Annotated in this window: 24 protein-coding genes and 1 other RNA gene; 15 read left to right on the top strand and 10 right to left on the bottom strand. The window is 63.9% G+C overall.

All coding sequences use genetic code 11. The features are described 5' to 3' along the window. From IT549_RS05795 to IT549_RS05780, 4 genes are all read right to left on the bottom strand, one after another. Positions 1-132 carry a hypothetical protein gene (locus IT549_RS05795; RefSeq protein WP_292970727.1) on the bottom strand — a complete coding sequence of 44 codons (132 nt, stop codon included), beginning with the start codon at positions 130-132 and terminating at the stop codon, positions 1-3. After that, the gene (locus IT549_RS05790) at positions 129-551 is read right to left on the bottom strand and encodes a DUF3703 domain-containing protein (RefSeq protein WP_292970725.1); all 423 of its coding nucleotides are present in this window, start codon (positions 549-551) and stop codon (positions 129-131) included. Before IT549_RS05790 ends, IT549_RS05795 begins: the two co-directional genes overlap by 4 nt. A gap of 74 nt (positions 552-625) precedes the next feature. Further along, on the bottom strand, positions 626-1,294 hold the full coding sequence (locus IT549_RS05785; protein ID WP_292970722.1) for an AraC family transcriptional regulator: 669 nt from the start codon (positions 1,292-1,294) through the stop codon (positions 626-628). Positions 1,295-1,376: 82 nt separating this feature from the next. Continuing rightward, entirely contained in the window at positions 1,377-3,440 is a 2,064-nt protein-coding gene (locus IT549_RS05780; protein WP_292970720.1) for a malate synthase G, read from the bottom strand. A gap of 168 nt (positions 3,441-3,608) precedes the next feature. On the opposite strand from IT549_RS05780, the gene IT549_RS05775 reads away from it, so the two are divergent. The 4 genes from IT549_RS05775 (at position 3,609) to IT549_RS05760 (ending at position 7,592) form a co-directional block, all read left to right on the top strand. Further along, positions 3,609-4,820, top strand: a complete 1,212-nt coding sequence (locus IT549_RS05775) for a hydrolase (protein WP_292970717.1) — start codon at positions 3,609-3,611, stop codon at positions 4,818-4,820. Beyond that, on the top strand, positions 4,817-5,848 hold the full coding sequence (locus IT549_RS05770) for an arginine N-succinyltransferase (RefSeq protein WP_292970714.1): 1,032 nt from the start codon (positions 4,817-4,819) through the stop codon (positions 5,846-5,848). The genes IT549_RS05775 and IT549_RS05770 overlap by 4 nt, the downstream gene beginning before the upstream one ends. A 116-nt stretch (positions 5,849-5,964) precedes the next feature. Then, positions 5,965-7,239 (top strand): N-succinylarginine dihydrolase, encoded by a 1,275-nt coding sequence (locus IT549_RS05765; RefSeq protein ID WP_292970711.1) that lies wholly within the window; start codon positions 5,965-5,967, stop codon positions 7,237-7,239. A gap of 110 nt (positions 7,240-7,349) precedes the next feature. Beyond that, the gene (locus IT549_RS05760) at positions 7,350-7,592 is read left to right on the top strand and encodes a hypothetical protein (RefSeq protein WP_292970708.1); all 243 of its coding nucleotides are present in this window, start codon (positions 7,350-7,352) and stop codon (positions 7,590-7,592) included. Positions 7,593-7,611: 19 nt separating this feature from the next. Here IT549_RS05760 and ssrA read toward each other — a convergent pair. Beyond that, positions 7,612-7,996: a transfer-messenger RNA gene (gene ssrA / locus IT549_RS05755) on the bottom strand. A 48-nt stretch (positions 7,997-8,044) separates the two neighbouring features. Then, positions 8,045-8,452 (bottom strand): large conductance mechanosensitive channel protein MscL, encoded by a 408-nt coding sequence (gene mscL / locus IT549_RS05750; RefSeq protein ID WP_292970706.1) that lies wholly within the window; start codon positions 8,450-8,452, stop codon positions 8,045-8,047. 178 nt (positions 8,453-8,630) lie between these two features. Here mscL and IT549_RS05745 point away from each other — a divergent pair, with 178 nt between their 5' ends. The 6 genes from IT549_RS05745 to IT549_RS05720 are packed head-to-tail and all read left to right on the top strand — an operon-like array spanning position 8,631 to position 13,195. Continuing rightward, the gene (locus IT549_RS05745) at positions 8,631-9,248 is read left to right on the top strand and encodes a LemA family protein (protein ID WP_292970704.1); all 618 of its coding nucleotides are present in this window, start codon (positions 8,631-8,633) and stop codon (positions 9,246-9,248) included. 16 nt (positions 9,249-9,264) lie between these two features. Further along, entirely contained in the window at positions 9,265-10,095 is an 831-nt protein-coding gene (locus tag IT549_RS05740; RefSeq protein ID WP_292970702.1) for a TPM domain-containing protein, read from the top strand. Positions 10,096-10,106: 11 nt separating this feature from the next. After that, positions 10,107-10,790: a hypothetical protein gene (locus IT549_RS05735; RefSeq protein WP_292970700.1), complete on the top strand. Its 684-nt coding sequence runs from the start codon at positions 10,107-10,109 to the stop codon at positions 10,788-10,790. Positions 10,791-10,814: 24 nt separating this feature from the next. Then, the gene (locus IT549_RS05730) at positions 10,815-11,351 is read left to right on the top strand and encodes an NUDIX hydrolase (RefSeq protein WP_292970697.1); all 537 of its coding nucleotides are present in this window, start codon (positions 10,815-10,817) and stop codon (positions 11,349-11,351) included. 2 nt (positions 11,352-11,353) lie between these two features. Continuing rightward, complete coding sequence (locus IT549_RS05725; RefSeq protein ID WP_292970695.1) at positions 11,354-12,136, top strand: SDR family oxidoreductase; 783 nt, start codon at positions 11,354-11,356, stop codon at positions 12,134-12,136. A 9-nt stretch (positions 12,137-12,145) separates the two neighbouring features. Next, positions 12,146-13,195 (top strand): substrate-binding domain-containing protein, encoded by a 1,050-nt coding sequence (locus IT549_RS05720; protein ID WP_292970692.1) that lies wholly within the window; start codon positions 12,146-12,148, stop codon positions 13,193-13,195. Between the two features lie 472 nt (positions 13,196-13,667). Here IT549_RS05720 and IT549_RS05715 read toward each other — a convergent pair whose 3' ends face one another. From IT549_RS05715 to IT549_RS05705, 3 genes are all read right to left on the bottom strand, one after another. Beyond that, positions 13,668-14,012: a DUF2200 domain-containing protein gene (locus IT549_RS05715; RefSeq protein ID WP_292970689.1), complete on the bottom strand. Its 345-nt coding sequence runs from the start codon at positions 14,010-14,012 to the stop codon at positions 13,668-13,670. A 122-nt stretch (positions 14,013-14,134) separates the two neighbouring features. After that, positions 14,135-14,317 (bottom strand): hypothetical protein, encoded by a 183-nt coding sequence (locus IT549_RS05710; protein WP_292970687.1) that lies wholly within the window; start codon positions 14,315-14,317, stop codon positions 14,135-14,137. Then, a complete protein-coding gene (locus tag IT549_RS05705; RefSeq protein ID WP_292970685.1) occupies positions 14,286-14,849 on the bottom strand; it encodes a hypothetical protein in 564 nt (187 codons plus the stop codon). Before IT549_RS05705 ends, IT549_RS05710 begins: the two co-directional genes overlap by 32 nt. A 257-nt stretch (positions 14,850-15,106) precedes the next feature. Here IT549_RS05705 and IT549_RS05700 point away from each other — a divergent pair, with 257 nt between their 5' ends. Beyond that, positions 15,107-16,327, top strand: coding sequence for a hypothetical protein (locus tag IT549_RS05700; RefSeq protein WP_292970683.1), 1,221 nt, complete (start codon positions 15,107-15,109; stop codon positions 16,325-16,327). Between the two features lie 200 nt (positions 16,328-16,527). On the opposite strand, the gene uvrA is transcribed toward IT549_RS05700, so the two are convergent. Beyond that, positions 16,528-19,419, bottom strand: coding sequence for an excinuclease ABC subunit UvrA (gene uvrA, locus IT549_RS05695; protein ID WP_292970682.1), 2,892 nt, complete (start codon positions 19,417-19,419; stop codon positions 16,528-16,530). 196 nt (positions 19,420-19,615) lie between these two features. Between uvrA and IT549_RS05690 the strand changes: the two genes are divergently transcribed. The 4 genes from IT549_RS05690 to IT549_RS05675 all read left to right on the top strand — a co-directional run bounded on the left by IT549_RS05690 (position 19,616) and on the right by IT549_RS05675 (position 23,317). Beyond that, positions 19,616-21,151, top strand: coding sequence for a hypothetical protein (locus tag IT549_RS05690; protein WP_292970680.1), 1,536 nt, complete (start codon positions 19,616-19,618; stop codon positions 21,149-21,151). A gap of 77 nt (positions 21,152-21,228) precedes the next feature. Continuing rightward, a complete protein-coding gene (locus IT549_RS05685) occupies positions 21,229-21,600 on the top strand; it encodes a hypothetical protein (protein WP_292970677.1) in 372 nt (123 codons plus the stop codon). 147 nt (positions 21,601-21,747) lie between these two features. Then, positions 21,748-23,136: a hypothetical protein gene (locus IT549_RS05680; protein WP_292970675.1), complete on the top strand. Its 1,389-nt coding sequence runs from the start codon at positions 21,748-21,750 to the stop codon at positions 23,134-23,136. A 34-nt stretch (positions 23,137-23,170) separates the two neighbouring features. After that, positions 23,171-23,317, top strand: coding sequence for a hypothetical protein (locus IT549_RS05675; protein ID WP_292970673.1), 147 nt, complete (start codon positions 23,171-23,173; stop codon positions 23,315-23,317). The last annotated feature ends 14 nt before the right edge of the window (positions 23,318-23,331 follow it).

The raw sequence follows: 23,331 nt of genomic DNA, 5'->3' as shown, positions 1-23,331 counted from the left end.
TTAGCCGCCCTTCTTGACCCGCCGCCAGGCATGCAGCAGCGGCTCGGTATAGCCGCTGGGCTGTTCCACCCCCTTGAAGACCAGGTCGAGCGCGGGGCAGGAACTGACGGGCCAAGACTTCGCACCGATCAACCAAACGCCAGTTTGAAGCCCAGCCAGATCACACAGCCGATCGCTACGCGCGAAGCGACATCCAGCCACACACGGTACCCTGCCAGCTCAGCGGCAAGCTCGCCATGAAGCTGCATCGGCTTCAGCGGACTGACATTCGCTCCTCCGGTATTTCCTTTGGGCAACCATCCCACCAGCCAGAACAGGGGTGAACCAATCAGCCTGATGATCTGACCCCGAACTTCCTTGTGGTTTCCGGTGAGCCGACCGATGCGTAGCATTGCCCAGTGCGAACGCAAGTGACGAACCAGCCAGCGTTGGCCCAGGATATGGGCGTGTTCCAGCTCTGCAAATGCCAGGCCGAACTCGCCCTTCTGTTCTGCCGCCAAGGCGCGGGCCATTGACTCTTCGAACAGCCGCTTGAGCTTCTTGCGATCCATATACCCTCCGATCAAACCGACCGAGATCCTAACTCTCGCGGAGCAGGACGGTCTTGAACAGAACGGTTGCCAGTTCAGGAAAGTGCCCGGTGCAAGCTTGCCGGGGTGATCCCCAGCATCGACCGCATGGTTCGCGTCAAATGCGCCTGGTCTGAAAAGCCGCCGGCAAATGCCGCATCGGCAGGCGCAGCGCCTTCGGTGATGGCAACACAGGCGCGCCGAAGCGACGCCCACCGTCGCCACCGGGCCAGCGGCATGCCCAGTTGCCGCGCGGCAATCGAGCGCAAGCGCACCGGTGACAAACCGACCGCCGCGGCGACCTCGGCCAGAGTCAGATCGTTACGACTGGAACGGGACAACAGCGTAGTGGCGTCGACGAGCCGTTGATCGAGCGAATGCGCCAGGCGGGCGGTACACAGCGCCTCGACCTGCCGACCACCGTCATTCAGGATCACCACGGCACGGTCAGACAGGCCCGTCAGCAAGGCTTCTCCCAGATCACTGACAGGTTCTATCAGGATCACCTTCAGATCTGCCTGGGGCACAAGGCGATGCCGCACATGTGGCCGGATCAGCAATGCCGAGCCGCAGAACTGCGTGCCGTCCCCCAGCTGAACGCAGCAATTGTTGCCAATGACAACCTGCGCCGCCGCATGACTGTGCAACCGGTTGTCACCGGTCTGCCCCTCAAAGACCGCATATCTATCGGCAAAGATCACGCGCCCTTGCCAGCGGGCTGACACTGTCACTTCCCGGTCCAATTCATGTCAAACCATCGGAAAACCGTTGCAATGAATTGGCGCCGGGAATCCAAGCCTTCTGCCCCTAGCTGGCCGCCTTCTTGCGCCTGCGCCAGGCATGCAACAGCGGTTCTGTATAGCCGCTGGGCTGCTCGACCCCCTTGAACACCAGGTCGAGCGCGGCGCGGAAGGCCGGGGCATCCTCGTTGCCGGTCAGCGGTTCATAGGCCGGATCACCTGCGTTCTGGGCATCGACCTTGGCCGCCATACGGCGCAGGCTGTCCATCACCTGGTCCTTAGTGCAGACCCCATGGAGCAGCCAGTTGGCCATGTGCTGGCTGGAAATCCGCAGAGTGGCGCGGTCTTCCATCAGGCCTATGTCATTGATATCCGGCACCTTCGAGCAGCCAACGCCCTGATCGATCCAGCGCACGACATAGCCCAGCAAGCCCTGCGCGTTGTTGTCCAGTTCCTCGCGGATCTCGTCTTCCGACCAGTTGGTGCCGGCCGCCAGCGGGACCGAGAGCAGCGGCTCCAGCCCCGGGCACGGCTGCCCGGCCAGTTCGCGTTGCACTGCAAACACATCGACCTGGTGGTAATGCATTGCATGCAATGTGGCGGCGGTGGGCGACGGGACCCAGGCGGTGTTGGCACCGGCCCTGGGGTGGCCAATCTTCTGGACCATCATCTCGCCCATCAGATCGGGTGCGGCCCACATGCCCTTGCCGATCTGTGCCTTGCCCGAAAGGCCGCAGGCAAGGCCGATCTGCACGTTGCGCGTCTCATATGCTTGAATCCACGCGCTTTTCTTCATGTCGCCCTTGCGGATCATCGGCCCGGCGCGCATCGAGGTGTGGATCTCATCCCCGGTGCGATCGAGGAAGCCGGTGTTGATGAACACGATCCGGTCCTTCACCGCATGGATGCAGGCGGCCAGATTGGCGGAAGTCCGACGTTCCTCGTCCATCACGCCGACCTTGATGGTGTGGCGATCCAGCCCCAGCAGGTCTTCGACCGCATCGAACAGCCGATCGGTAAAGGCGCATTCCTCCGGCCCGTGCTGCTTGGGTTTGACGATGTAGATCGAGCCCCTTCGGCTGTTACCAAACCGGCACTTGCCGCGCACATCATGGGCACCAATCGCGCTGGTCACCACCGCATCCATGATCCCCTCGGGCACTTCACTGCCATCAGTCAGCAGGATCGCCGGATTGGTCATCAGGTGGCCGACATTGCGCACGAACAGCAGGCTGCGTCCCGGCAGGATCAGATCACCCCATTGGCGATCAGGATTGAGTGTGCGGGTCATGGTCCGCCCGCCCTTGTCAAAGCTTTCCGACAGGTCGCCGCGGATCACGCCCAGCCAGTTGCGATAGGCCGCCAGCTTGTCCTGTCCATCGACCGCCGCGACCGAATCCTCCATGTCGCAGATCGTGGTCAGCGCGGCTTCGAGCAGCACGTCGGCAATGTGCAGCGGGTCGGTCTTGCCCACCGGGTGTTCGGGATCGACCACAACTTCGATGTGCAAACCATTGTTACGGAACAGATAGGCTCCGTCCTTCCGTGCGACCAGATGCTCGCAATCGCCGCCTTCCAGCGCCGACTGCCAGCCCGGCACCGCGCCGTGCAGGAACGCCCGCACCGCCTTGATCACCGCCGCGCCGCGTTCCTCGTCATAGCCGCCCGGACGGGCTGGCGGAGCATCGAGCGCATCGGTGCCGTAATAGGCATCGTAGAGGCTGCCCCACCGGGCATTGGCGGCGTTCAGCAGGAACCGCGCGTTGAGCACCGGCACCACCAGCTGCGGCCCGGCAAGGCCCGCGATTTCAGGATCGACGTTCTGCGTGCCGACCTGGAACGGTTCGGGCTCACGCACCAGATAGCCGATTTCGGCGAGGAAGGCCTGATAGGCCTCCTGATCGATCGGCTGCCCGGCGCGCTCCTGATGCCAAGCGTCGATCCGGGCCTGAAGCTCATCACGCTTGGCCAGCAGGGCGCGGTTTTCGGGCACGAACCGATCGAGCAGCGCGGCAAAGCCTGACCAGAACGCGCCGGCATCGTGCCCCAGCGGCGCCAGTACGTCGCTTTCGACAAAGGCGGCCAGTGCCGCATCGACCTGCAAACCAGACTTCTCAACGTACGCGCTCATATGCCCTCGCAATGTCACAGACCGCCGGCACATGCGTGCCGCGGCCAGTAATAGTCAACATTTCCGGGGGAGGAACACCGGGCCTATGCCGCAGTTGCGAAGAGTTGCCAACCGCTTTCCGAGCCGGGGGTTGGAAGCATTCGCCCTCTCGGCTAGAGACGGTTTCACATGCAACAGTTTACGCCCCTCGAAACGGCGCTGCTCGCAGCTGTCGATGCCGCTCCAATGCTGGGGCAGGTTCAGGCGTGGAGTGCGGTCAACACCGGCACTGGCAACCTTTCAGGACTGGCGCAGCAGGCAGGCCTGCTGGCCGATGCCTATGCCGCGCTGCCGGGTGAAGTAACGCTGGAGGAGCCCGCGCCGGTCTCCGCCGTGGGCGCTGACGGGGCCCAACGCGCGATCGAGCATGGCAAGCATCTGGTGCTGCGGGTGCGACCCGAGGCGCAGCGACGGTTCCTGCTGACCGGGCACATGGACACGGTCTTCCCGGCCAGTCACCCGTTCCAGCAGCAGGCCTGGCTTGATGCGGAGACGCTCAACGGCCCGGGCGTGGCTGACATGAAGGGCGGGATCGCAGTGATCCTGGCCGCGCTGAAGGCCTTTGAGCAAAGCGCGGCCGCCGCATCGGTCGGCTATGACGTGATGATCAATTCCGATGAGGAAACCGGCAGCCTCTCCTCCGCTCCGCTGATCGCCGGGCTGGCCCGCGGCAAGGCCGCCGCGCTGACCTATGAACCCAGCGCGCTGCCCGATGGCACCCTGGCCGGTGCGCGCGCGGGCAGCGGCAACTGGTCGCTGACGATCCACGGCCGTTCGGCCCACGCCGGGCGCAACCCGCAGGACGGGCGCAACGCGGTGGTTGCGGCGGCAGCCCTGGCGCTGGGGCTCAAGGCGCTTGAGCGCGAGGGACTGAGCGTCAACCCGGCCAAAATCGACGGTGGCAGCGCCAACAATGTGGTGCCCGATCTGGCAGTGCTGCGGTTCAACATCCGTCCACGCGAACTGGCGCTGGCCGAAGCGTTCGAGGCAGGTCTGGCCGAACTGATCGCCCGGATCCAGGCCGAGCACGAAGTTCATGTCCACCGCCACGGCGGCATGTCACGCCCGCCCAAACCGATCGACGCCCGCGCCGAAAAGCTGTTCGGCATCGTCGAGGAATGCAGCGCGCTGCTCGGCCAGCCGATCACCCGCAAGGCCTCGGGCGGGGTCTGCGATGGCAACAACATCGCGGCCTGCGGCGTGCCCGTGGTCGATACCATGGGCGTGCGCGGCGGCGCGATCCACTCACCGGACGAATTCCTGATCGTCCCCAGTCTTGAGGAACGCGCGAGGCTATCTGCGCTGGTCCTCCACCGTCTTGCTACCGGAGCTTCCCTGTGACTTTTGTGATCCGCGCGGCCAATGCCGACGACCTGCAGCACCTTTATGAAATGGCCAAGCGCACCGGTGGTGGCTTCACCAACCTGCCGCCCGATCGCAAGGCGCTGGCTGCCAAGCTGGAACGCGGCGCGCAGGGGTTCGCCCGCACCGAAGAGACCGTGGCCGATGACCTGTTCGTCTTCGTGCTGGAAAACACCGAAACCGGGGAGGTGCGCGGCACCTGCCAGGTCTTTTCGGCAGTCGGGCAGAAGTGGCCGTTCTACAGCTACCGGATCGGCGCACTGACCCAGCACAGCGAAGAGCTGGGCCGTACTTTTCGCGCTGATATCCTGAACTTGTCAACCGATCTTGAGGGATCGAGCGAAGTTGGCGGGCTGTTCCTGCACCCCGGCGAACGGGCCGGCGGCCTGGGCATGCTGATCGCGCGCAGCCGCTATCTGTTCATCCGCAACCACCGCGCGCGCTTTGCCGACCGCTGCCTGGCCGAACTGCGCGGGGTGATCGACGAGGCCGGCGGATCGCCGTTCTGGGACGGCGTTGCCGGCCGGTTCTTCGGGATGAATTTCCAGGACGCTGATGAATTCAACGCCAAGTATGGCAACCAGTTCATTGCCGACCTGATGCCCAAGCATCCCGTCTATATCGCGATGCTGAGTGAGGCCGCACGCCATGTGATCGGCATTCCCCACCCCACCGGCCGCGCCGCGATGCGGATGCTGGAAGTGGAAGGCTTCGCCTGGGAAAGCTACATCGACATCTTCGATGGCGGCCCGACCATGACGGCACGCACCGACCAGATCCGTTCGGTTCGCGAGGCGGTGGATGACACGATCGTCGCGATCGATGCCAGGCTGGGCGATCACAAGGAAGGCGAAAAGCGGCTGGTCTCCAGCGGCCGCCTGGCTGGGTTCCGCGCTGCCTATGGCTGGATCGAGCACCGCGACGGCGGCATCGCGCTCGATCCCGATTGCGCCAGATCGCTGGGCGTTGAGCCGGGGCAGAGCGTTACCCACGTGGCGCGGTGGTAAGTTAGCAATCCTCCCCCTTCGGGGGAGGTGGCAGGCCGAAGGCCTGACGGTGGGGGCCCCCACCGCCTCGCTCCGCTCGGCACCTCACCCATAGGGGGAGGATTTGGGAGGATTGAATGCCAATCTGTGAAATCAACTTCGACGGGATCGTCGGACCCAGCCACAACTATGCCGGGCTGAGCCTGGGCAACCTGGCCTCGGCGAACAATGCCGGCGATACTTCCTACCCGCGCGCGGCGGCGCTGCAGGGGCTGGCGAAGATGCGCCACAATCTGGCGCTGGGTCTGGCGCAGGGCTTCCTGCTGCCACTGCCGCGCCCCAACCCCGTATTCCTGGCCGCGATCGGCGCCGATGGCAGTGAGGACCGGCGTCTGCTGGCCGCAAGCTGGTCAGCCAGTTCGATGTGGACCGCCAATGCCGCCACTGTCTCTCCCGCCCCCGATACCCGCGACGGGCGCTGCCACCTGAGCGCCGCGAACCTGGTCACCATGCCGCACCGCAGCCAGGAATGGCCCGATACGGTGCGTCAGTTGCGCCTGGCCTTTGCCGATCCGGCGCACTTTGCAGTGCATGATGCCGTGCCGCCGTGCTTTGGCGATGAAGGTGCGGCCAACCACATGCGGATGTGCGCGGGCCACGATCAGCCCGGGCTGGAAGTGTTCGTCTATGGCAAATCGGGCGGGGCCTTCCCTGCCCGCCAGCACGAACAGGCCAGCCGCGCGGTGGCGCGCCTGCACGGGCTTGATCCGGCGCGCTGCCTGTTCGTCGAACAGAACCCCGAAGCAATCGCGGCGGGCGCCTTTCACAACGATGTGGTGGCGGTGGCCAACGAACGGGTGCTGTTCACCCACGAACAGGCCTTTGCCGATCCCGAAGGCACCTATGCCGCGATCCGCGCCGCGTTGCCCGAAGCGGAAATCGTGGTGGTTCCGGCCGCTGCTGTCAGCCTGGCCGATGCGATCAAGAGCTACCTGTTCAACGCCCAGCTGCTGACCCTGCCTTCGGGCGGCCCCGGCTCGGAGGCCGGGGCAGGAATGGGTCTGGTGATCCCGCTGGAAGCCTGGGAACATCCGCGCGTGCGCGCCTGGCTTGATCAGATGCTGGCCTCGAACGGGCCAATCCGCCGGGTCCTGCCGGTCGATGTCCGCCAGTCGATGGCCAATGGTGGCGGTCCGGCCTGCCTGCGGCTGCGGGTGGTGGCCGATCCCGCCACCGTCGATCCGCGCTTCATGCTCGATCCGGCCAAGGCCGAACGGATCGAAAATGTCATCGCCGCCTGGTGGCCCGAAGCGATCGCTCCCGACCAGCTGGGCGATCCTGCTCTGGCCGATCAGGTAATTGGCGCCCGCGCGGCGCTGCTCGATGCGCTCGATCTGAGTGAGCTGGCCTGATCCTTGTCGGAACCGTTTACAAGCGGGACAGTCGGTAACCATTGGCTTGCGCACAATTGCGCAACTGGCATGATGGTTGCTGAGAATCGCGTTAAGAAATTGGGATCGCCATGCTGCAGAAAATCAAACGCCTGTTTGTGATCAAGACTCCGGTTGAGGCGTACCTGATTATCTATGCACTGGCGCTGGGCGCGGTCGAACGCGGGCGGATCTATCTGGTGAAGTTCCCCGGCTATGGCGGCAAGCTGCTGTTCCTGGCCTGCACCTGTGCGGTGTTCCTGGCCGGGGCCAAGATCCTCGACTGCCTGAAGCACGAAAAGCGCTTGCGGGAACGGCCCGAAACGGCGTTCTGATACACGGGATTTAAGGGATAGTGGAGGGATTCTGTTGCTAGGCTCCCTCCGGGCCCCCGGTTTCCGATTCTGTTACCCGGTTCGGTCCGAACCGTGCTGTCGCTTTATAACGTCAGGGCGTTAGCCCCTAAAATTACGCGGCGAGAGCAAGTGCTTCGTTGTCGTTGGCACTTGTGAGTTTTGAGCCTTGAACGGGTTACTCAGCCCGGGCGAAAACATCGCTTTTCAACACACGTCGATCCTAGTTCGGCCCCGTCATTTATCCTGCCGGAGCAGGAAAAGTGGTGGAGCCGCCGGGTACCGCCCCCGGGTCCGCTGCGCCTATTGCACGGTGCAGTTTATCGCCATAGCCGGGCGAACCCGGCGAAACCCAATATAGGGACCCAACCGTAAATGAAAAGGGCGGAGACCGCACCGCGATCCCCGCCCTTGCATTTTTCGCCTGAAATCCGTTATTTCTTCAGCGCATCGCGGATTTCGGTAAGCAGATCGACTTCGCTCGGCCCGGCCGGAGCCTCTTCCGGCTTGACCATCACCTTGTTGGCCTGGCGCACGATCAGGAAGATCACGAAAGCCAGGATCAGGAAGTTGATGATCGCAGTGATGAAGCTGCCCCAGGCCAGCACGTTGGCGCCGGCTTCCTTGGCCGCTGCCAGCGGCGTGCCTTCGGCAACATTGCCGCTCAAAACCATGTACTTGTTCGAAAAATCGGTATCGCCGACGATCGCACTGATCAGCGGCATCAGCACATCATCGGTCAACGAGGACACGATCTTGCCAAATGCCGCACCGATGATCACGCCGACTGCCAGATCAAGCACGTTGCCGCGCGCGATGAAGGCCTTGAATTCACTAAACATGGTGCAACTCCCCTTTTCGGTTTCCCTTGGTTAAGGGTCTGCCACCATTTGACAAATCTGCCAAGCGTTGAAGCTCACCGCATTTTTCCGGTCAGTGCTTGAACCGGGACAGAGCGACGCTACATTCGCTGCGCAACCCGGCGCTGTCTGCCGGGCCCGAACAGAGGAAAGTGCGCCCATGTCCGCTTCGTTCCCCACCAGCTTTTCCCGCGCGATGATCGTGGCCGTCGGCGCCGCCAGCCTGGCCGGCTGCGGGGTCAACGCGATCCCCACCGCCGAAGAACAGGCCAAGGCCAAGTGGGCCGATGTCCAGGCCGCCTTCCAGGAACGTGCCAACCTGATCCCGAACCTGGCCGCCGTGGCCAAGGGCGCGGCCGAGCAGGAAAAGGGCATCCTCGTCGGCGTGACCGAAGCCCGGGCCAAGGCCACCAGCATCCAGATCAAGGCCGAAGACCTGACCGACCCGGCCAAGATGAAGGCGTTCCAGGACGCCCAGAACCAGCTGTCTGGCGCGCTGGGCGGGTTTGGCCGGCTGCTGGCCAATGCCGAAGCCTATCCGGACCTCAAGAGCATCACCAATTACCAGATGCTGCAGAGCCAGTTGGAAGGGCAGGAGAACCGCATCCGCGTGGCGGTGCGCGACTATAACGAAGCCGTGCGCGCCTATAACACCGAGATCCGCACCTTCCCCAGCATCATTGGCGCCAAGGTGATCTACGGTTCCAAGCCGATGGTCCCCTATGAAGCCAAGACCCCGGGCGCGGAAGTGGCGCCCAGCCTTGAAGGCAAGATCTAGGCGAAAGGGCCAGCCGATGGGGCCCCGCCCCCTGCCCAGCATGAACCGCGCGCTCGCCCAGGTGGCGGGCGCGCTGGTGCTGCTGTTTGCCGTGCTGGTGCCAAACTGGGCCCAGGCGCAGAGCTTTCCCGAACTGACCGGCCCGGTGGTCGATCAGGCCAATGTCATCCCGGACGATCAGGAGGCCCGGATCGCCCAGAAACTGGTCGCGCTGAAGACCCAGTCGCAGCGCCAGTTGCAGGTTGTGACGGTCTCCAGCCTCGAAGGCTATGACATTGCCGACTATGCCAACCGGCTGTTCCGCTCCTGGCAACTGGGCGACAAGCAGCGCAACGATGGCGTGATGCTGCTGATCGCCCCCAATGACCGCAAGCTGCGGATCGAGGTGGGTTATGGCATGGAAGGGATCGTCACCGACGGCTACTCGTTCCTGGTCATAAACCAGATCATCCTGCCCAAGTTCAAGGCCGGCGACATGCCCGGCGGGATCGAGGCAGGCGCCGACGCGCTGGTCAAGCAGATGGGCCTGAGCGCGGAAGAGGCACAGCGGGTTGCCGCCCAGGCCCCTGTTGCCGACAGCAAGCAATCGGATTTCGATCCCAGCGCGATCGTTTGGCTGGCGTTCTTCTTCCTGTTCTTCATCCTGCCCATGCTGCGCGGTTCCGCCGGTCGGCGGCGGCGGCGTGCCAGCGGGGTGGGCGAAGTGATCCTGTGGAGCGTGCTGGAAGGCCTCGCCAATTCGGGCAGCCACCGCAGCAGCGGCGGTGGCGGCTGGAGCGGCGGCGGTGGCGGCTGGTCGGGCGGCGGCGGCTCGTCCGGTGGCGGCGGCGCCTCGGGTAGCTGGTAGGGAGCGCGCGCATGGCCCAGCAATTTTCCCTGACCGAGACCGATCGTGCCGCTGTAAGCGCCGCGGTCGCCAAGGCCGAAGAAGCCACCGCCGGCGAGATCGTGACGATCATGGCCGACCGTTCGGACAGCTATCACGATGTCGCGCTGTGGTGGTCGGCTTTTGCCGCCATCCTCGCGCTTGCAGTGCTCGGCTGGTTCTGGCCGGTCTACCTGCCGCTGGTCGATCGGGTGACCGGGGCCTGGCAGGCGGAATGGCATCCCGGCAAGGTGCTGGGGCTGGCTCTGCTGGTGGCCACGCTCAAGTTCCTGGGCATGTACCTGCTCCAGCTGTGGCAGCCGCTGCGGCTGCTGCTGGTTCCCGGCCCGCTCAAGCATGCCCGGGTTCGCGCCCGCGCAGTGACCAATTTCAAGATCGGGGCCGAACGCCGCACCCATGGGCGCACCGGGGTGCTGATCTATCTCAGCCTGGCCGAACATCGCGCCGAAATTGTCGCCGACGCAGCAATTGCCAGCAAGGTCCCGCCCGAGGTCTGGGGCGAGGCGATGGCCACGCTGGTCGGCGGGATCCGCCGGGGCGAAGCGGGTGCGGGCCTGGTCGGTGCGATCGAGCAGGTCGGGGAGATCCTGGCCCAGCACTTCCCCCGCGCCGATGACGACACAAACGAATTGCCCGATCGCTTGATCGAGGTCTAAGGCCTTCCTCGCAAGGGGAGGACCATGAGCGACAACGAACCCGAAGAGATCCGCTGGGCCGGCAAGTTCATCACCGCGCGCACCCGCGGCAAGTGGGAATATGTCACCCGCGCCCGCGGGATCCGCGCTGCGGTGATTCTGGCGGTGGACGAGGAGGATCACGTGATCCTGGTCGAACAGTTCCGCGTGCCCCTGCAGAAGCGCTGCCTGGAACTCCCCGCCGGGCTGATCGGCGATGACGAAGGCGCCGAGGGTGAGGATGCGCTGATGGCCGCCGCGCGCGAGCTGGAGGAAGAGACCGGCTATGCCGCGCAGCGGATCGAGCACCTGGGCGAATTCTATTCCTCTCCCGGCATGGTCAGCGAGAGCTTCACGCTGGTCCGCGCGCATGGGCTCAGCAAGGTCGGCCCGGGCGGCGGCATCGCCGGCGAGGACATCGTCGTCCACCGCGTCGCGCGCTCCCATCTGCCGCAATTTGTCGAAATGGCGCGCAGCCGCGGATTGGGGATTGACGTGCGGCTGCTGATGCTGCTGGCTCCGGGACTGTTGGGAGGACAATGACGATGGGCGGACGGGTTCAAGGCAAGAAGGCGCTGGTCACCGGCGCGGCGCAGGGTCTGGGTGCGGCGCAGGCCGCGATGCTGGCCCGGCACGGCGCGCAGGTGCTGCTGGCCGATATCAACGCGGCCGGGGCCGAGGCGCAGGCCAAGGCGATCAACGCCGAGTTCGGCGCCGGCACCGCACATGCCGTATCGCTCGACGTGACCCGCGAAGACCAGTGGATCGAGGCGATCGAGGCGGCGAACGAGCTGATGGGCGGCCTCTCGATCCTGGTCAACAACGCCGGCGTCGGCGTGCGCGGCAATATCGAGACCTGCACCCTGGCCGACTGGCAGCGCGGCTTCGCGATCAACGTCGATTCGGTCTTCCTCGGCTGCCAGAAGGCGCTGCCGCTGATGAAGGACACCCAGCCCGGCTCGATCGTCAACATCTCCTCGATCGCCGGCCTGATCGCGTCGGACACCATGCCCGGCTACAACGCCAGCAAGGCGGCGGTGTGGATGCTGTCCAAGTCGGTCGCACTGTACTGCGCCAAGATGGGCTGGGACATCCGCTGCAACTCGGTCCACCCGACCTTCATCGATACTCCGATCCTTGACGGCATGGTCACCAGCACCGGCAAGCCCAAGGAAGTGATCATGGACAAGCTGGCCCGCCAGATCCCGCTCAAGCGCGTCGGCCATCCCGACGATATCGCCAACGGCGTGCTCTACCTCGCCTCCGACGAGAGCCGCTTCATGACCGGGGCCGAACTCAAACTCGACGGCGGCATCTCGGCGATGTAGAGCGGTCCGATGGGAGACACCCAGGACAAGCCCCGCCCCCGCCCGTTCCGCGTCACCTCGTTCGATGTCGCGGCCGAGGCGGGTGTCAGCCAGTCAACCGTCAGCCGCGCGCTGGCGGGCGATCCGGTGGTCAGCGAGGCAACCCGGCTGCGGGTCGCCGAGGCCGCGCGCAAGCTCAACTACTTCGTTGACGAGAACGCCGCCCGCCTGCGCACCGGCCGCACCGGCACCCTGGCGGTGGTGGTGGTCTGCCGCCCGGGCGAAGACCGCAAGGACCTCAACCCGTTCCACTCCGCGCTGCTCGCCTCGCTGTGCGGCGCGGCCTCGCTCCGGGGCTATGAAACCCTGGTCAGCTTCCAGGACGGGCCCGACAATTTCAACGGCCGTTACCAGGAACAGCGCAAGGCCGACGGGCTGGCGGTGATCGGCACGACCGAGAACTATTCGGCCTGGGACTATTTCCGCCAGCTTGGCCAGGGCGGGATGCACTGGGTCTGCTGGGGCGCGCCGTTCGACGATGTCGAATGGATCCGCAGCGACAACCACGGCGGCGGCCGGATGGCGACCCGCCACCTGATCGACCAGGGCTATCGCCAGATCGTCTGCCTCGGCTCCGAAACCTCGCCGCAGCGCCAGTTTGGTGAGCGCTACGATGGCTATGCCGAGGAAATGCGCGCCGCCGGGCTCGACCCCGTGCTGCTGCCGATCGAAAAGGGCCTGCCGCGTGAGGAACAGGGCCGCCGCGCCGTCGCCGCCCTGATCGAGGCCGGAACCCCGTTCGACGCGCTGTTCGCGGTCTGCGATCCGATCGCGCTGGGCGCGCTTGACGAGCTGCACGCCCGGGGCCTGGCCGTGCCCGGCACGGTCGGGCTGGTCGGCTTCGACGGGATCCGCGCCGGCGCCTACTCCGCCCCGCCGCTCACCTCGGTCGAACCCGATTTCCGCGTCGCCGGGGAAATGATGGTCGACAAGCTGCTGGCCGAGATCGCCGGCGAACCGCTCGACAGCCGCCGCGTCCCCGTCCGCCTGCTGGTCCGCGAAAGCTCGAAGCGCGGCTGAAGCGGCACTTGGCGACGAACCGCTGCAAAAGCGCGTCAGTTGGTGACATTTTCGTGCCCCAAACGCGCAAGACTTTCAAACACCTCTACTGAAAACAAACGCTTTTCCGGCGTTAGTTGATGAAACACATGCGCGCACAAACTATGCGGCCATAGCCAAGCCTCGCCACCCGGCCCGCGCCGGGGGCTGTCCTGGAAGAGACCGACAATGAGAATGAGCGGATCGCGCCCAGCATGACACAGGCCGGCCAAGTAGGAAAATGGCAGGGTTGGATTGGGTTCACACGAAGACACGAAGACACAAAGATGGCACGCGAGGCGGCATGCTTGCGCCTCCCCGCGAAGCGGGCCCAATTGGATCGGTTGAATACAATACGAGCTTTGCGAGAGAAACGGGAGTGGTGTCCTCGCCAGACCTCTTCGTGTCTTCGTGTCTTCGTGTGAACTAATTGCCCCTCCCCCACGGGGGAGGATCAGCGCAGCACCTTCTCCAGCGCCCGGCCCTTGGCCAGTTCATCGACCAGCTTGTCGCAGATCCGGATCTCGCGCATCAGCGGCTCGGCCACTTCCTGCACCTTCACCCCGCAGACCGCCCCGGTCACCAGCGAGCGCGCCGGATTGAGCAAGGGCGCCCCGCCAAAGAAGAGCTCCACCGACACCCCGCCCGCCACCGCCGCAGCCAGGCTTTCAGCCGTATGCCCGGTGAGCCAGCACAACACCTGGTCCAGCTCCGCCTGCGAACGCCCCTTGCGCTCCACCTTGTTGATGTAAGCGCGATGGATCGCGGCGAAGGGCATGGCGTAGATGCGGTGGGTCATGTGTTTTGCTTCACCCTGAAAGATCCTCCCCCGCTCGTCCTGAACCTGCCAAAGACCCAAAGATCCTCCCCCCTTGGGGGAGGTGGCAGCGCGCAGCGCTGACGGAGGGGGCTAACGCACCCTCACCACTTCCCGCCCAGCTTCTCGATCTCCGCCAGCAGCGCACGCTTCGATGCGGTGCGGTTCTTGCCGGAATTGCGAGGTGGATCCACATCGCCCACGACCGCGCGGCGGCGCTCGATCGATTGACCCAGCGCTTCCAGCGTCACCGGCTCACGCCGCGTCTTCAAGGTCTTGAACGCCATATTGGCCGCCTGTTTCCTCACAAATGCGGCGCTCCATATAGCCCAGGTCGAGCTGTTCGGACAGTCCGAACAGTGCCCGCGCCTGCCCCAGCATTTCCGGCGCACTGCCAGAGGCATACTGCCCCATCCGGTCGGCAATGATATCCTCGGGCGCAATCACCGCCACCGCGCCATCGGGTGCCAGTTCGACCACGCGCACCATCGTGCGGTCGGCCAGCCCGTCGAGCAGCACATCGGACACCACTTCGAAACCCAGCTTGAATCCGGGATGCACCCAGCCGCGCGTCGCCACACCCGGACCCGACGGGCGAACGAAACCGTATTGCTGCATCAGGGCCTCAAGAATGTCCTGCCGCCCGCAGGACAGATCGAAGTCCCCGGTATTGATCGCCCCGCGCGTATAAATCTCAACCGCCCCGCCCCCGACCAGCACCGGCGGACGATACCCCGCCGCATCCATCGCCGAACTGATCTGCGCGAGCAGCCGCAAGGCGGCTTCGAACTCGGGGCGGTATGGGGAGCTTGGCGGCATGCGGTGAGGTTAGCGGGTGGGGCTGGCGGAGCAAGTGGGGTTCGCGCAGAGAACGCAGAGGAAGAAGGGAGACGCGGAGAGGGCGAAATTGGTAAACTGGCACCGTAACCTAAACTGGCACCGCAACTTTACTTCTGTCGTCGAAACGTCAGTGATCATCAAAGTTGGGAATAAGGCTGCAGTCACTGATTGAAGAGCCTGAGTCATAAGCCGATAAAAGGATTCACACTGAATCGATTCAACCTGGAATCTGAATCATGGCGATATTAACATCACAACTGAATGAAATTATCGGCGCTCTGACCACGCTAAATAATCAGGTGCAAAATCAATTTCCAGATGGTGCATCGTTTTCTGAACACTTTAGCTGGCAGAATCCAGGAATTTCGAAACAAGATTTTTCCGACAGGATCGCAAGAACTATAGAACATCTTTCTTCTTCAATAAATGTAGATGTATCCGATCAATCGATCGTGGATAGATTCTCTCGAATTCCTGCAACTGTGAACTTTCTGAGCGGAAACACTCTTCCAAATTCAAACGGAGGCAATGCGTATTTCGCTTATATAGCGATTTTCCCAATGCTAGATGCAATCGATGCCCTACTGGAAAAGATCGACCCGACCCAGCCAAACTGGGAAGAAATTCAAGAAAAATCTCTCGTGCCGGCATCTATAAAGAAGCGACTGGACACAGTTGATCGCGGCGTTCGGAATATTGAGAAACAGTTCGGCGAGGTTGGCGGCAAGATTCGTTTAATTGACGAGGCACACCAAGCGGCCAACGCGCTCCCAGCCAGTCTTTCCGGATTGGACGATGCGAGAGCAAAGTTCGAAAATGCTACAAGATTGATTGCCAACCTATCAAAACAAGCAGAAGATTCCGACAAAAAGATATCCGAATATGTTGAACGAATCGAGAGAAATCTTGTAACAAGCCATGAACTGACGAGCTCGATCGATGGCATTCAAAGGGCTGCAATTCGTCAAGGATTGGGAAGGTCGTTCGCAAAAAGATCGAACGTATTGAGTATATCTACATATATTTTAATGGCACTGTTGGCTATATCACTTTTCACTGCTGCTAACATATCCCATTCGAGAATTCAGTTTATCGAGAAACTGTTGAGCAATCCCCGATTGGATCATCAGATTCTATGGGCAAACGTCGCGCTCACGGCATTGAGTGTAGCAGCTCCTGTTTGGTTTGCTTGGCTGCTGACAAGGCAAATTGGCCAACGCTTCCGGCTTTCGGAAGACTACGGATTTAAGGCTTCAGTCGCGGAAGCGTATGAAGGCTATCGGCGCGAAAGCCAAGAAGTTGGTGATGAAGAGCTGCAAAAGCGGTTGCTAGGTATCGCCCTTGACCGGGTTGAAGAAGCACCACTTTCGCATATCGAAAAAGAAGAATCCTCAAGCCCATTGCACGACCTCGTTTCTAGATTCAGGGTTCCACCAAAGCCGCAGGCAGAGGAGTAGTGAAAATTGCTGTGACACGTCCCCAATCCCCCTAATCCCTTCCTATCTTCGTGTCTTCGTGTCTTCGTGTCTTTGTGTGAACCAATCCCGGCGAAGCCGTAACCTTCAGCGCGCCGCGCTACCCCCCTCCCCGGCTCGAGAAGGGACCGCCCCCTCCGCCTGGCCCTCCGGGCCAGCCACCTCCCCCAAGGGGGGAGGATCTATCTGGTCAGCAGCGGCTTGAGGTAATGCCCCGTATAAGACCGCCCATTCTTCACCACATCCTCCGGTGTGCCCTCCGCGACAATCTCCCCGCCGCGCACGCCGCCTTCAGGCCCAAGGTCCACAATCCAGTCCGCCACCTTGATCACATCAAGGTTGTGCTCGATCACCACCACAGAATTCCCCTGATCGACCAGCCGCTGCAGCACTTCGAGCAGCTTGCGCACGTCTTCGAAGTGCAGCCCGGTGGTCGGTTCGTCGAGGATGTAGAGCGTCTGCCCGGTTGACCGCCTTGACAGTTCCTTCGCCAGTTTCACCCGCTGCGCCTCGCCGCCGCTGAGTGTTGTGGCCTGCTGGCCGACCTTGACGTAGCCCAGGCCGACCTCGTTCAGCATGTGCATCTTTTCGCGGATCGGGGGGACGGCCTTGAAGAACTCTTCCGCGTCCTCGATCGTCATGTCGAGCACGTCGGCGATGCTGTGGCCCTTGAACTTCACTTCCAGCGTTTCGCGGTTGTAGCGCTTGCCGCCGCATTCCTCACACGTCACGTAAACGTCGGGCAGGAAGTGCATCTCGATCTTGATCAGCCCGTCGCCCTGGCACGCCTCGCACCGGCCGCCCTTGACGTTGAAGCTGAAGCGCCCGGCCTTGTAGCCGCGCGCCTCGCTTTCAGGCAGCCCGGCGAACCAGTCGCGGATCGGGGTGAAGGCGCCGGTGTAGGTGGCGGGGTTGGAGCGCGGGGTGCGGCCGATCGGCGACTGGTCGATCTCGATCACCTTGTCGCACAGTTCGAGGCCGGTGATCTTGTCATGCGGCCCGGCGATCACCCGTGCGCCGTTGAGCGCGCGCGCGGCGCCGGCGTAGAGCGTGTCGATCGTGAAGCTTGACTTGCCCGAGCCGGAGACGCCGGTGATGCAGGTGAAGGTGCCGAGCGGGATCGCGGCGGTGACACCCCGCAGGTTGTTGGCCCGCGCGCCGTGGACCGTCAGGTGGTGGCCGTTGCCCTTGCGCCGCGCCTTGGGCACCTCGATCCGGCGGGTGCCGGAAAGGTACTGCCCGGTCAGGCTTTCGGTGCTGGCGAGGATATCGTCGAGCGTGCCCTGGGCGACGATCTCACCCCCGTGCACCCCGGCGCCGGGGCCCAGATCGACGATGTGATCGGCGTGGCGGATCGCGTCCTCGTCATGCTCGACCACGATCACGGTGTTGCCCAGATCGCGCAGGCGTTTCAGCGTTTCGAGCAGCCGGTCGTTGTCGCGCTGGTGCAGGCCGATGCTGGGTTCGTCGAGCACGTAGAGCACGCCCGAGAGGCCCGAACCAATCTGGCTGGCGAGCCGGATCCGCTGGCTCTCCCCCCCGCTCAGCGTACCTGAAGTGCGGTTGAGGTTCAGATAGTCGAGCCCGACATTGTTAAGGAATCCAAGGCGTTCGTTGATCTCTTTCAGAATTGCCTTGGCGATCTGCTGCTGCTGCGGGTTGAGCTGGTCGTTGAGCGCCAGGAACCAGTCCACCGCCGCCGCGACCGACAGCACGGTGATGCTGGAGATATCCGCGCCGGCCACTTTCACCGCCAGCGCCTCGGGCTTGAGGCGTTTGCCATCGCAGGCCTCGCACGGCTGCGCGGTCTGGAACTTGCCCAGTTCCTCGCGCATCCAGGCGCTCTCGGTCTGCAGCATGCGGCGGTTGAGATTGCCGATCACGCCTTCGAACGCCTTCTTGACCGTGTAGCTCTTTTTCCCGTCGGTGAAGGTCAGGTTGACCGCGCGCCCGGCGGTGCCGTGGAGAATCACGATCCGCACCTCGACCGGCAGGTCCTGCCAGGGGGTTTCCAGGCTGAAGCCGAATTCGGCGGCCAGGCTGGAGAGCACCTGCATGTAATAGGGGCTTGGCGGGTTGCTCTTCGCCCAGGGCACGATCGCCCCCTGTTTGAGGCTAAGCGCCTCGTTCGGGACCACCAGCTGCGGATCGAACAGCAGCTTTTCGCCCAGGCCATCGCAGGCCGGGCAGGCACCCATCGGCGCGTTGAAGCTGAACAGCCGCGGTTCCAGGCTTTCGATCGTGAAGCCCGAGACCGGGCAGGCGAACTTTTCGCTGAAGACGATGCGGTTGGCGGGCAGGCCGGCGCCCTTCATCGCCCCGCCCTTCTCCTCCTCGCGCCCCGGCACCGTACCGTCCGCCAGGTCGATATAGGCCAGCCCCTCGGCCAGCTTGAGCGCCTGTTCGAAGCTGTCGGCCAGCCGGGTTTCGATGCCTTCGCGCACCGCAATCCGGTCAACCACCACCTCGATGTCGTGCTTGTACTTCTTGTCGAGCGTGGGGGCCTCTTCGATCGCGTAGAACTCACCGTCGATCCGCACGCGGGTGAAGCCGGCCTTCTGCCATTCGGCCAGTTCCTTGCGGTATTCGCCCTTGCGCCCGCGCACCACCGGGGCGAGCAGATAGGCGCGCGTGCCTTCCGGCAGCGCCATCACCCGGTCAACCATCTGGCTAACCGTCTGCGCGCTGATCGGCTCACCCGTGGCGGGCGAATAGGGCACGCCGACCCGCGCCCACAGCAGGCGCATGTAGTCATAGATCTCGGTCACCGTGGCGACGGTGGAGCGCGGGTTGCGGCTGGTGGTCTTCTGCTCGATCGAGATCGCGGGGCTCAGCCCGTCGATATGTTCGACATCGGGCTTCTGCATCATCTCGAGGAACTGGCGGGCATAGGCCGACAGGCTCTCGACATAACGCCGCTGCCCTTCGGCATAGATCGTATCGAACGCGAGGCTGCTTTTCCCCGAGCCCGACAGCCCGGTGATCACGATCAGGCTGTCACGCGGCAGGGTGACGTCAAAGCCCTTGAGGTTATGCTCGCGCGCCCCGCGCACGACGATCTGGGTAAGCGACATGGCGCTGCGTGTTCCAGATTTGTTCGATTCTGGCAAGGGGCGGTTTGGTGCCAAGCCGGATCCTGCGGACAGTCCCCTGACGGCTTTTCACAAGGCCCGGGCCAGCGCGCGCCTTATGCAGCGGTTCAGCTTTGGGCAAAGTGCGCCGCGCAATCGTGCTGTCGGCCGCGCGGCCGGGCATGGTTGGGGGATAGCAATGCGCAGTTTTGCAACTCGTTCAGGTGTTTCGCGGCTGGCGCTGGGGGCCGTTGCCCTGGCCGTGGCGGGGCTGGTGCCGCTGGCCGCGCCGATCGACCGCGAGACCGCCGGGCAACTGGGCCTGCCCACCGCGCTGGCCGATCTGGGCGCCGCCCAGGCCGCCACTGCCAAGCCCAAGGCGAAGAAGAAGGTGGTCAGAAAGCCGGCTGCGACCAAGCGGGTCTGCACCACCACCAAGGTCAAGGGCAAGAAGGTGACCAAGTGCACCACGGTGAAGGTCGCGCCTGCCGCCGCGCCGGCCCAGCCGGTCGTTCCGGTGGTAACCGCGCTGGCACCGGCAACCGCTCCGGTTCCGCAGGTGCCCTACGCCGCGCCGCCAGCACCGCCGCCGCCTCCCCCACCGCCGCCGGCCCCCGCGCCGATCCCGGCGGCATCCTATTACTGGATCGACCAGGCCGACAGCCTGGCCAATGCCTTTGGCGATTCCCCGCCCGATTTCACCTTCCCCTACAACGGGATCGATTGCTGGGCCTGGATCAGCCGCAGCGGCGAAGTGCTGGTGGTTGAACCCGGCCGCGACGGGGTGGTGCAGTACTATTTCGAAGCGCGCGGATCGGCGCCCTATCTGGTCCGCGATTCCTATTACGCCTATGCGTTCGATGGCCCGCGGCTGGTGCAGGTCTATGACAACAACGGCCGACTGTGGGTCGCCGACCTTTCGGGCCGCCAGCGCGATGACAGCTATTACATGCTCGATCGCGGCCGTGCGCTCTATGCAGCCTCGCTGCGCCAGCGCCGGTGGGACTATGGCTCGGCCATGACCTGGAGCAGCTGGCAAGGCAGCTATGGCTTCTACGGCGGCTGGAACCAGGGCTGGGGCGGCGCCTGGCGCGAGCACAAGGACTGGCGCGATTTCTACAACCGCTCGCAGCGCAGCCACCCGCCGCGCCGGCTGGATGAGGAACGCTGGACCCGCCGCGATGCGCGCAACGGGTTTGACAGCTGGCGCCGCAATGGCAGCCAGGGTGCACCGCCGCCGACCGGCAATCCGCAGGTGGCCCCGCCGCCCCCACCCCCGCCCGCTCCGCGCCCGGCTCCGGTTCCGGCACCTGCTCTGACACCCGCGCCCGCGCCGGCTCCTGCGCCTGCTCCGGCCCCAACACCACGATCGATCTTTGGCGGAGCAGGTGCCCCTGCCCCCCAGGTCACACCGCCGCCTCCGCCGCCACCTCCGCCGGCCCCGGAACCCATACGCTGGGGCCCGCGTCGTCCGGCGCCTGCTCCGGAACCGGCCCCGCCGCCGCCTCCGCCTGCTCCGGTTTACCAACCGCAGGTGCAGGCACCGCCTCCGCCCCCGCCGCCTCCGCCGCCACCTCCGCCGCCCCCGTCACCGGAGCCGGTGGCCCCACCTCCGCCACCACCGCCACCTCCGCCCCCGCCACCGCCACCGCCTCCTCCTCCTCCTCCGCCGCCGCCGCCGCCAGAGGTGAGAGTCGATCCGGGTCCGCAAACTAACGACGGTCCGCTGCCATGAACGGCACGGCGCGCGGGGCTTCCCTCCCCCGCGCGCCGTCGCTAAGCTCCCGGTCTCGCGACCCGAGGAGACCCGAGATGAAGACCATTCGCACCGTGCTGTCCGGAGTTCTGTTCGCAGCCACCGCGCTGGCCCTGGCCGCCAGCCCGGCCGATGCGCGCGGCAAGCGCAAACAGCAGCCCGCCGCTCCCGCAGCTACTGCGGCGCCGGCGGCAACCGAAACGGTCGAGCAGCAGCGCGCCCGGCTCAACGCGGAGCAGGCCGCCAGCGCCCAGGCCCAGGCCAAGGCCAACACCGACGCGCAGGCCGCCTACGAACAGGCGCTCAAGGATCGCGAAGCCAAGATCGCCGCCGACAGGGCCGCCTACGATGCCGCCATGGCCAAGTGGAAGGCTGATAGCGAAGCCTGCAAGGCCGGCGACAAGACCAAATGCACCCCGCCGCAATAGCGCGCTGACACCAGCCGCCAGGCCCAACAGGCCGCCTGTCCCTCGGGGCCGGCGGCCTTTTTGTCGCGCGGATTGGACGCGTGATGGGGATCACGGACGGATATGATCGCGCCGCTAGACAAAGCTACATCCAGCAGGGAGGAAATGATGGCACAGCGCTCTGGATCGGCTGAATTTCGCGGTTTTACCAAGACGATCCTGGCATTGATTGCTACAGGAACTGCCCTTTCCGGCTGCGCAAGCCTCAACAGCATAAATCGGTCAAGGACCGTAAAACCAACCGACAATGCCGTGGCCGTAATCACGGTCGATGCCAAGCAGCGTCACCTGTTCATGTATCCAGAGGATGGCGGCAATAGCTGGCGGGTCTGCGCCGAGGCTGCACCGGACGTGTTCAGCGCATTTGCCACCAGCCTTGGCGCGAAAGGCAACAAGGATGGTGGCGAATTCAGCCTTTCCTCTGCCGAAGCAGCCGCAACCATTGAACGCACTCAGACCATCAACATGCTGCGCGAATCTTTCTACCGTACCTGCGAGCGTTACGCTTCCGGTGCAATCACCAAGGCACAGTTCATCATCCAGGCTGCTCGCGATCAGCGCACGATGATTACCATCCTGGGGATCGAACAACTGACCGGCGCGGTTCGTCCAAAATCGACTGTGCTGTTGGGTCCGCCAACCTCCGCCTCGACTTTGTCGGGTGCGGATGCCGCCGCGCTGGTCAACGACTACAATGATCGTCTCAAAGCAGCAGAGGCTAATTACGAGGCAGCCAAGAAGAGGGTGGCCGCCGCGAAGGAGGAAGGTGGGATCTGCGCAGAAGGCGACGCGAATGATCCTGCGGCATGCCAAGCTTTGGAAGCGGAAGCCGATGCCGCGAAAAAGGACCGGGACAAGGCGCAAGTCGGCCTGGACAATGCAGTAACTCTAGCAAAGGATTTGACCAGTGGCACGGTTGCGACCGCCGGAAACGCTGGCTCCACCCAAAGCGGCGGTGTCGCCTACAGCGAGGCTGCGCAAAGCAATATCGCCAGCGTCGCAGACGCTGTGGTCAAGATCACAGTGCTGAGCCAGATCAACGAACCCTTGATGTTCTGTATCGGCTATCTGAGCGCGCCCGATCCAAATCTTGAAGCCCGCTCCGTCGAAGGAACGACACTCGCCACGTTCGTTCAGAACAATGCCGGCGGCCGCGAAAGGATAACCGAAACCTGCCTGGAGATGCTGAAGAACCAGCAGAACCAGGACAATCTGGTCAGCGCCCAACTCACCTCTGGCACGGTCTTCCAACCCGTACGCGGGGCACAGGAGGACCGCCTGGCCAACTATCTTCGGCCCACCTTGAGTTCAGGTGAACTGAAACGCCGGATGGGAATCGCGATGCAGGCGCTGAGAGCACTGGCTCCGGGATCAACTCAGAAGGATCTGATCAATGTGCTGGTGTCGGGCCCTGAATCGCGGCGAAAGGACCTGATCGCCCAAATTGCCCTGTTGGAAACCGTACCAAGCGCCAGGGCCGACCTAGTGGACGACTGATCAATTCCAAGACCTTCAATAGGAGGAAATGAGCATGCAGACTATCGTCATCCCAAACGTAAAGCAGGATCGGCTCGATCACTACATGGCATGGGCAACTGTGCTGGGCGGAAAAATCGTCAGCGTTGCCAACGAGGACGATGGAGAATTCACCGTCGTCATCCTCGTAACCGGCACCTGACCTCCATCCACCAA

The organism is Novosphingobium sp. (assembly GCF_020852455.1).
Taxonomy (GTDB): Bacteria; Pseudomonadota; Alphaproteobacteria; order Sphingomonadales; family Sphingomonadaceae; genus Novosphingobium.
Note: the sequence above shows the minus strand (reverse complement) of the source record. Positions and strands in the feature narration are given on the sequence as shown.

What these genes read in the sequence shown, in the direction of transcription:
- IT549_RS05790 (WP_292970725.1), bottom strand. Translation starts at nt 551, where the DNA reads ATGGATCGCAAGAAGCTCAAGCGGCTGTTCGAAGAGTCAATGGCCCGC.
- IT549_RS05780 (WP_292970720.1), bottom strand. Translation starts at nt 3,440, where the DNA reads ATGAGCGCGTACGTTGAGAAGTCTGGTTTGCAGGTCGATGCGGCACTG.
- IT549_RS05775 (WP_292970717.1), top strand. Translation starts at nt 3,609, where the DNA reads ATGCAACAGTTTACGCCCCTCGAAACGGCGCTGCTCGCAGCTGTCGAT.
- IT549_RS05765 (WP_292970711.1), top strand. Translation starts at nt 5,965, where the DNA reads ATGCCAATCTGTGAAATCAACTTCGACGGGATCGTCGGACCCAGCCAC.
- IT549_RS05760 (WP_292970708.1), top strand. Translation starts at nt 7,350, where the DNA reads ATGCTGCAGAAAATCAAACGCCTGTTTGTGATCAAGACTCCGGTTGAG.
- mscL (WP_292970706.1), bottom strand. Translation starts at nt 8,452, where the DNA reads ATGTTTAGTGAATTCAAGGCCTTCATCGCGCGCGGCAACGTGCTTGAT.
- IT549_RS05745 (WP_292970704.1), top strand. Translation starts at nt 8,631, where the DNA reads ATGTCCGCTTCGTTCCCCACCAGCTTTTCCCGCGCGATGATCGTGGCC.
- IT549_RS05740 (WP_292970702.1), top strand. Translation starts at nt 9,265, where the DNA reads ATGGGGCCCCGCCCCCTGCCCAGCATGAACCGCGCGCTCGCCCAGGTG.
- IT549_RS05735 (WP_292970700.1), top strand. Translation starts at nt 10,107, where the DNA reads ATGGCCCAGCAATTTTCCCTGACCGAGACCGATCGTGCCGCTGTAAGC.
- IT549_RS05730 (WP_292970697.1), top strand. Translation starts at nt 10,815, where the DNA reads ATGAGCGACAACGAACCCGAAGAGATCCGCTGGGCCGGCAAGTTCATC.
- IT549_RS05725 (WP_292970695.1), top strand. Translation starts at nt 11,354, where the DNA reads ATGGGCGGACGGGTTCAAGGCAAGAAGGCGCTGGTCACCGGCGCGGCG.
- IT549_RS05720 (WP_292970692.1), top strand. Translation starts at nt 12,146, where the DNA reads ATGGGAGACACCCAGGACAAGCCCCGCCCCCGCCCGTTCCGCGTCACC.
- IT549_RS05715 (WP_292970689.1), bottom strand. Translation starts at nt 14,012, where the DNA reads ATGACCCACCGCATCTACGCCATGCCCTTCGCCGCGATCCATCGCGCT.
- IT549_RS05710 (WP_292970687.1), bottom strand. Translation starts at nt 14,317, where the DNA reads ATGGCGTTCAAGACCTTGAAGACGCGGCGTGAGCCGGTGACGCTGGAA.
- IT549_RS05705 (WP_292970685.1), bottom strand. Translation starts at nt 14,849, where the DNA reads ATGCCGCCAAGCTCCCCATACCGCCCCGAGTTCGAAGCCGCCTTGCGG.
- IT549_RS05700 (WP_292970683.1), top strand. Translation starts at nt 15,107, where the DNA reads ATGGCGATATTAACATCACAACTGAATGAAATTATCGGCGCTCTGACC.
- uvrA (WP_292970682.1), bottom strand. Translation starts at nt 19,419, where the DNA reads ATGTCGCTTACCCAGATCGTCGTGCGCGGGGCGCGCGAGCATAACCTC.
- IT549_RS05690 (WP_292970680.1), top strand. Translation starts at nt 19,616, where the DNA reads ATGCGCAGTTTTGCAACTCGTTCAGGTGTTTCGCGGCTGGCGCTGGGG.
- IT549_RS05685 (WP_292970677.1), top strand. Translation starts at nt 21,229, where the DNA reads ATGAAGACCATTCGCACCGTGCTGTCCGGAGTTCTGTTCGCAGCCACC.
- IT549_RS05680 (WP_292970675.1), top strand. Translation starts at nt 21,748, where the DNA reads ATGGCACAGCGCTCTGGATCGGCTGAATTTCGCGGTTTTACCAAGACG.
- IT549_RS05675 (WP_292970673.1), top strand. Translation starts at nt 23,171, where the DNA reads ATGCAGACTATCGTCATCCCAAACGTAAAGCAGGATCGGCTCGATCAC.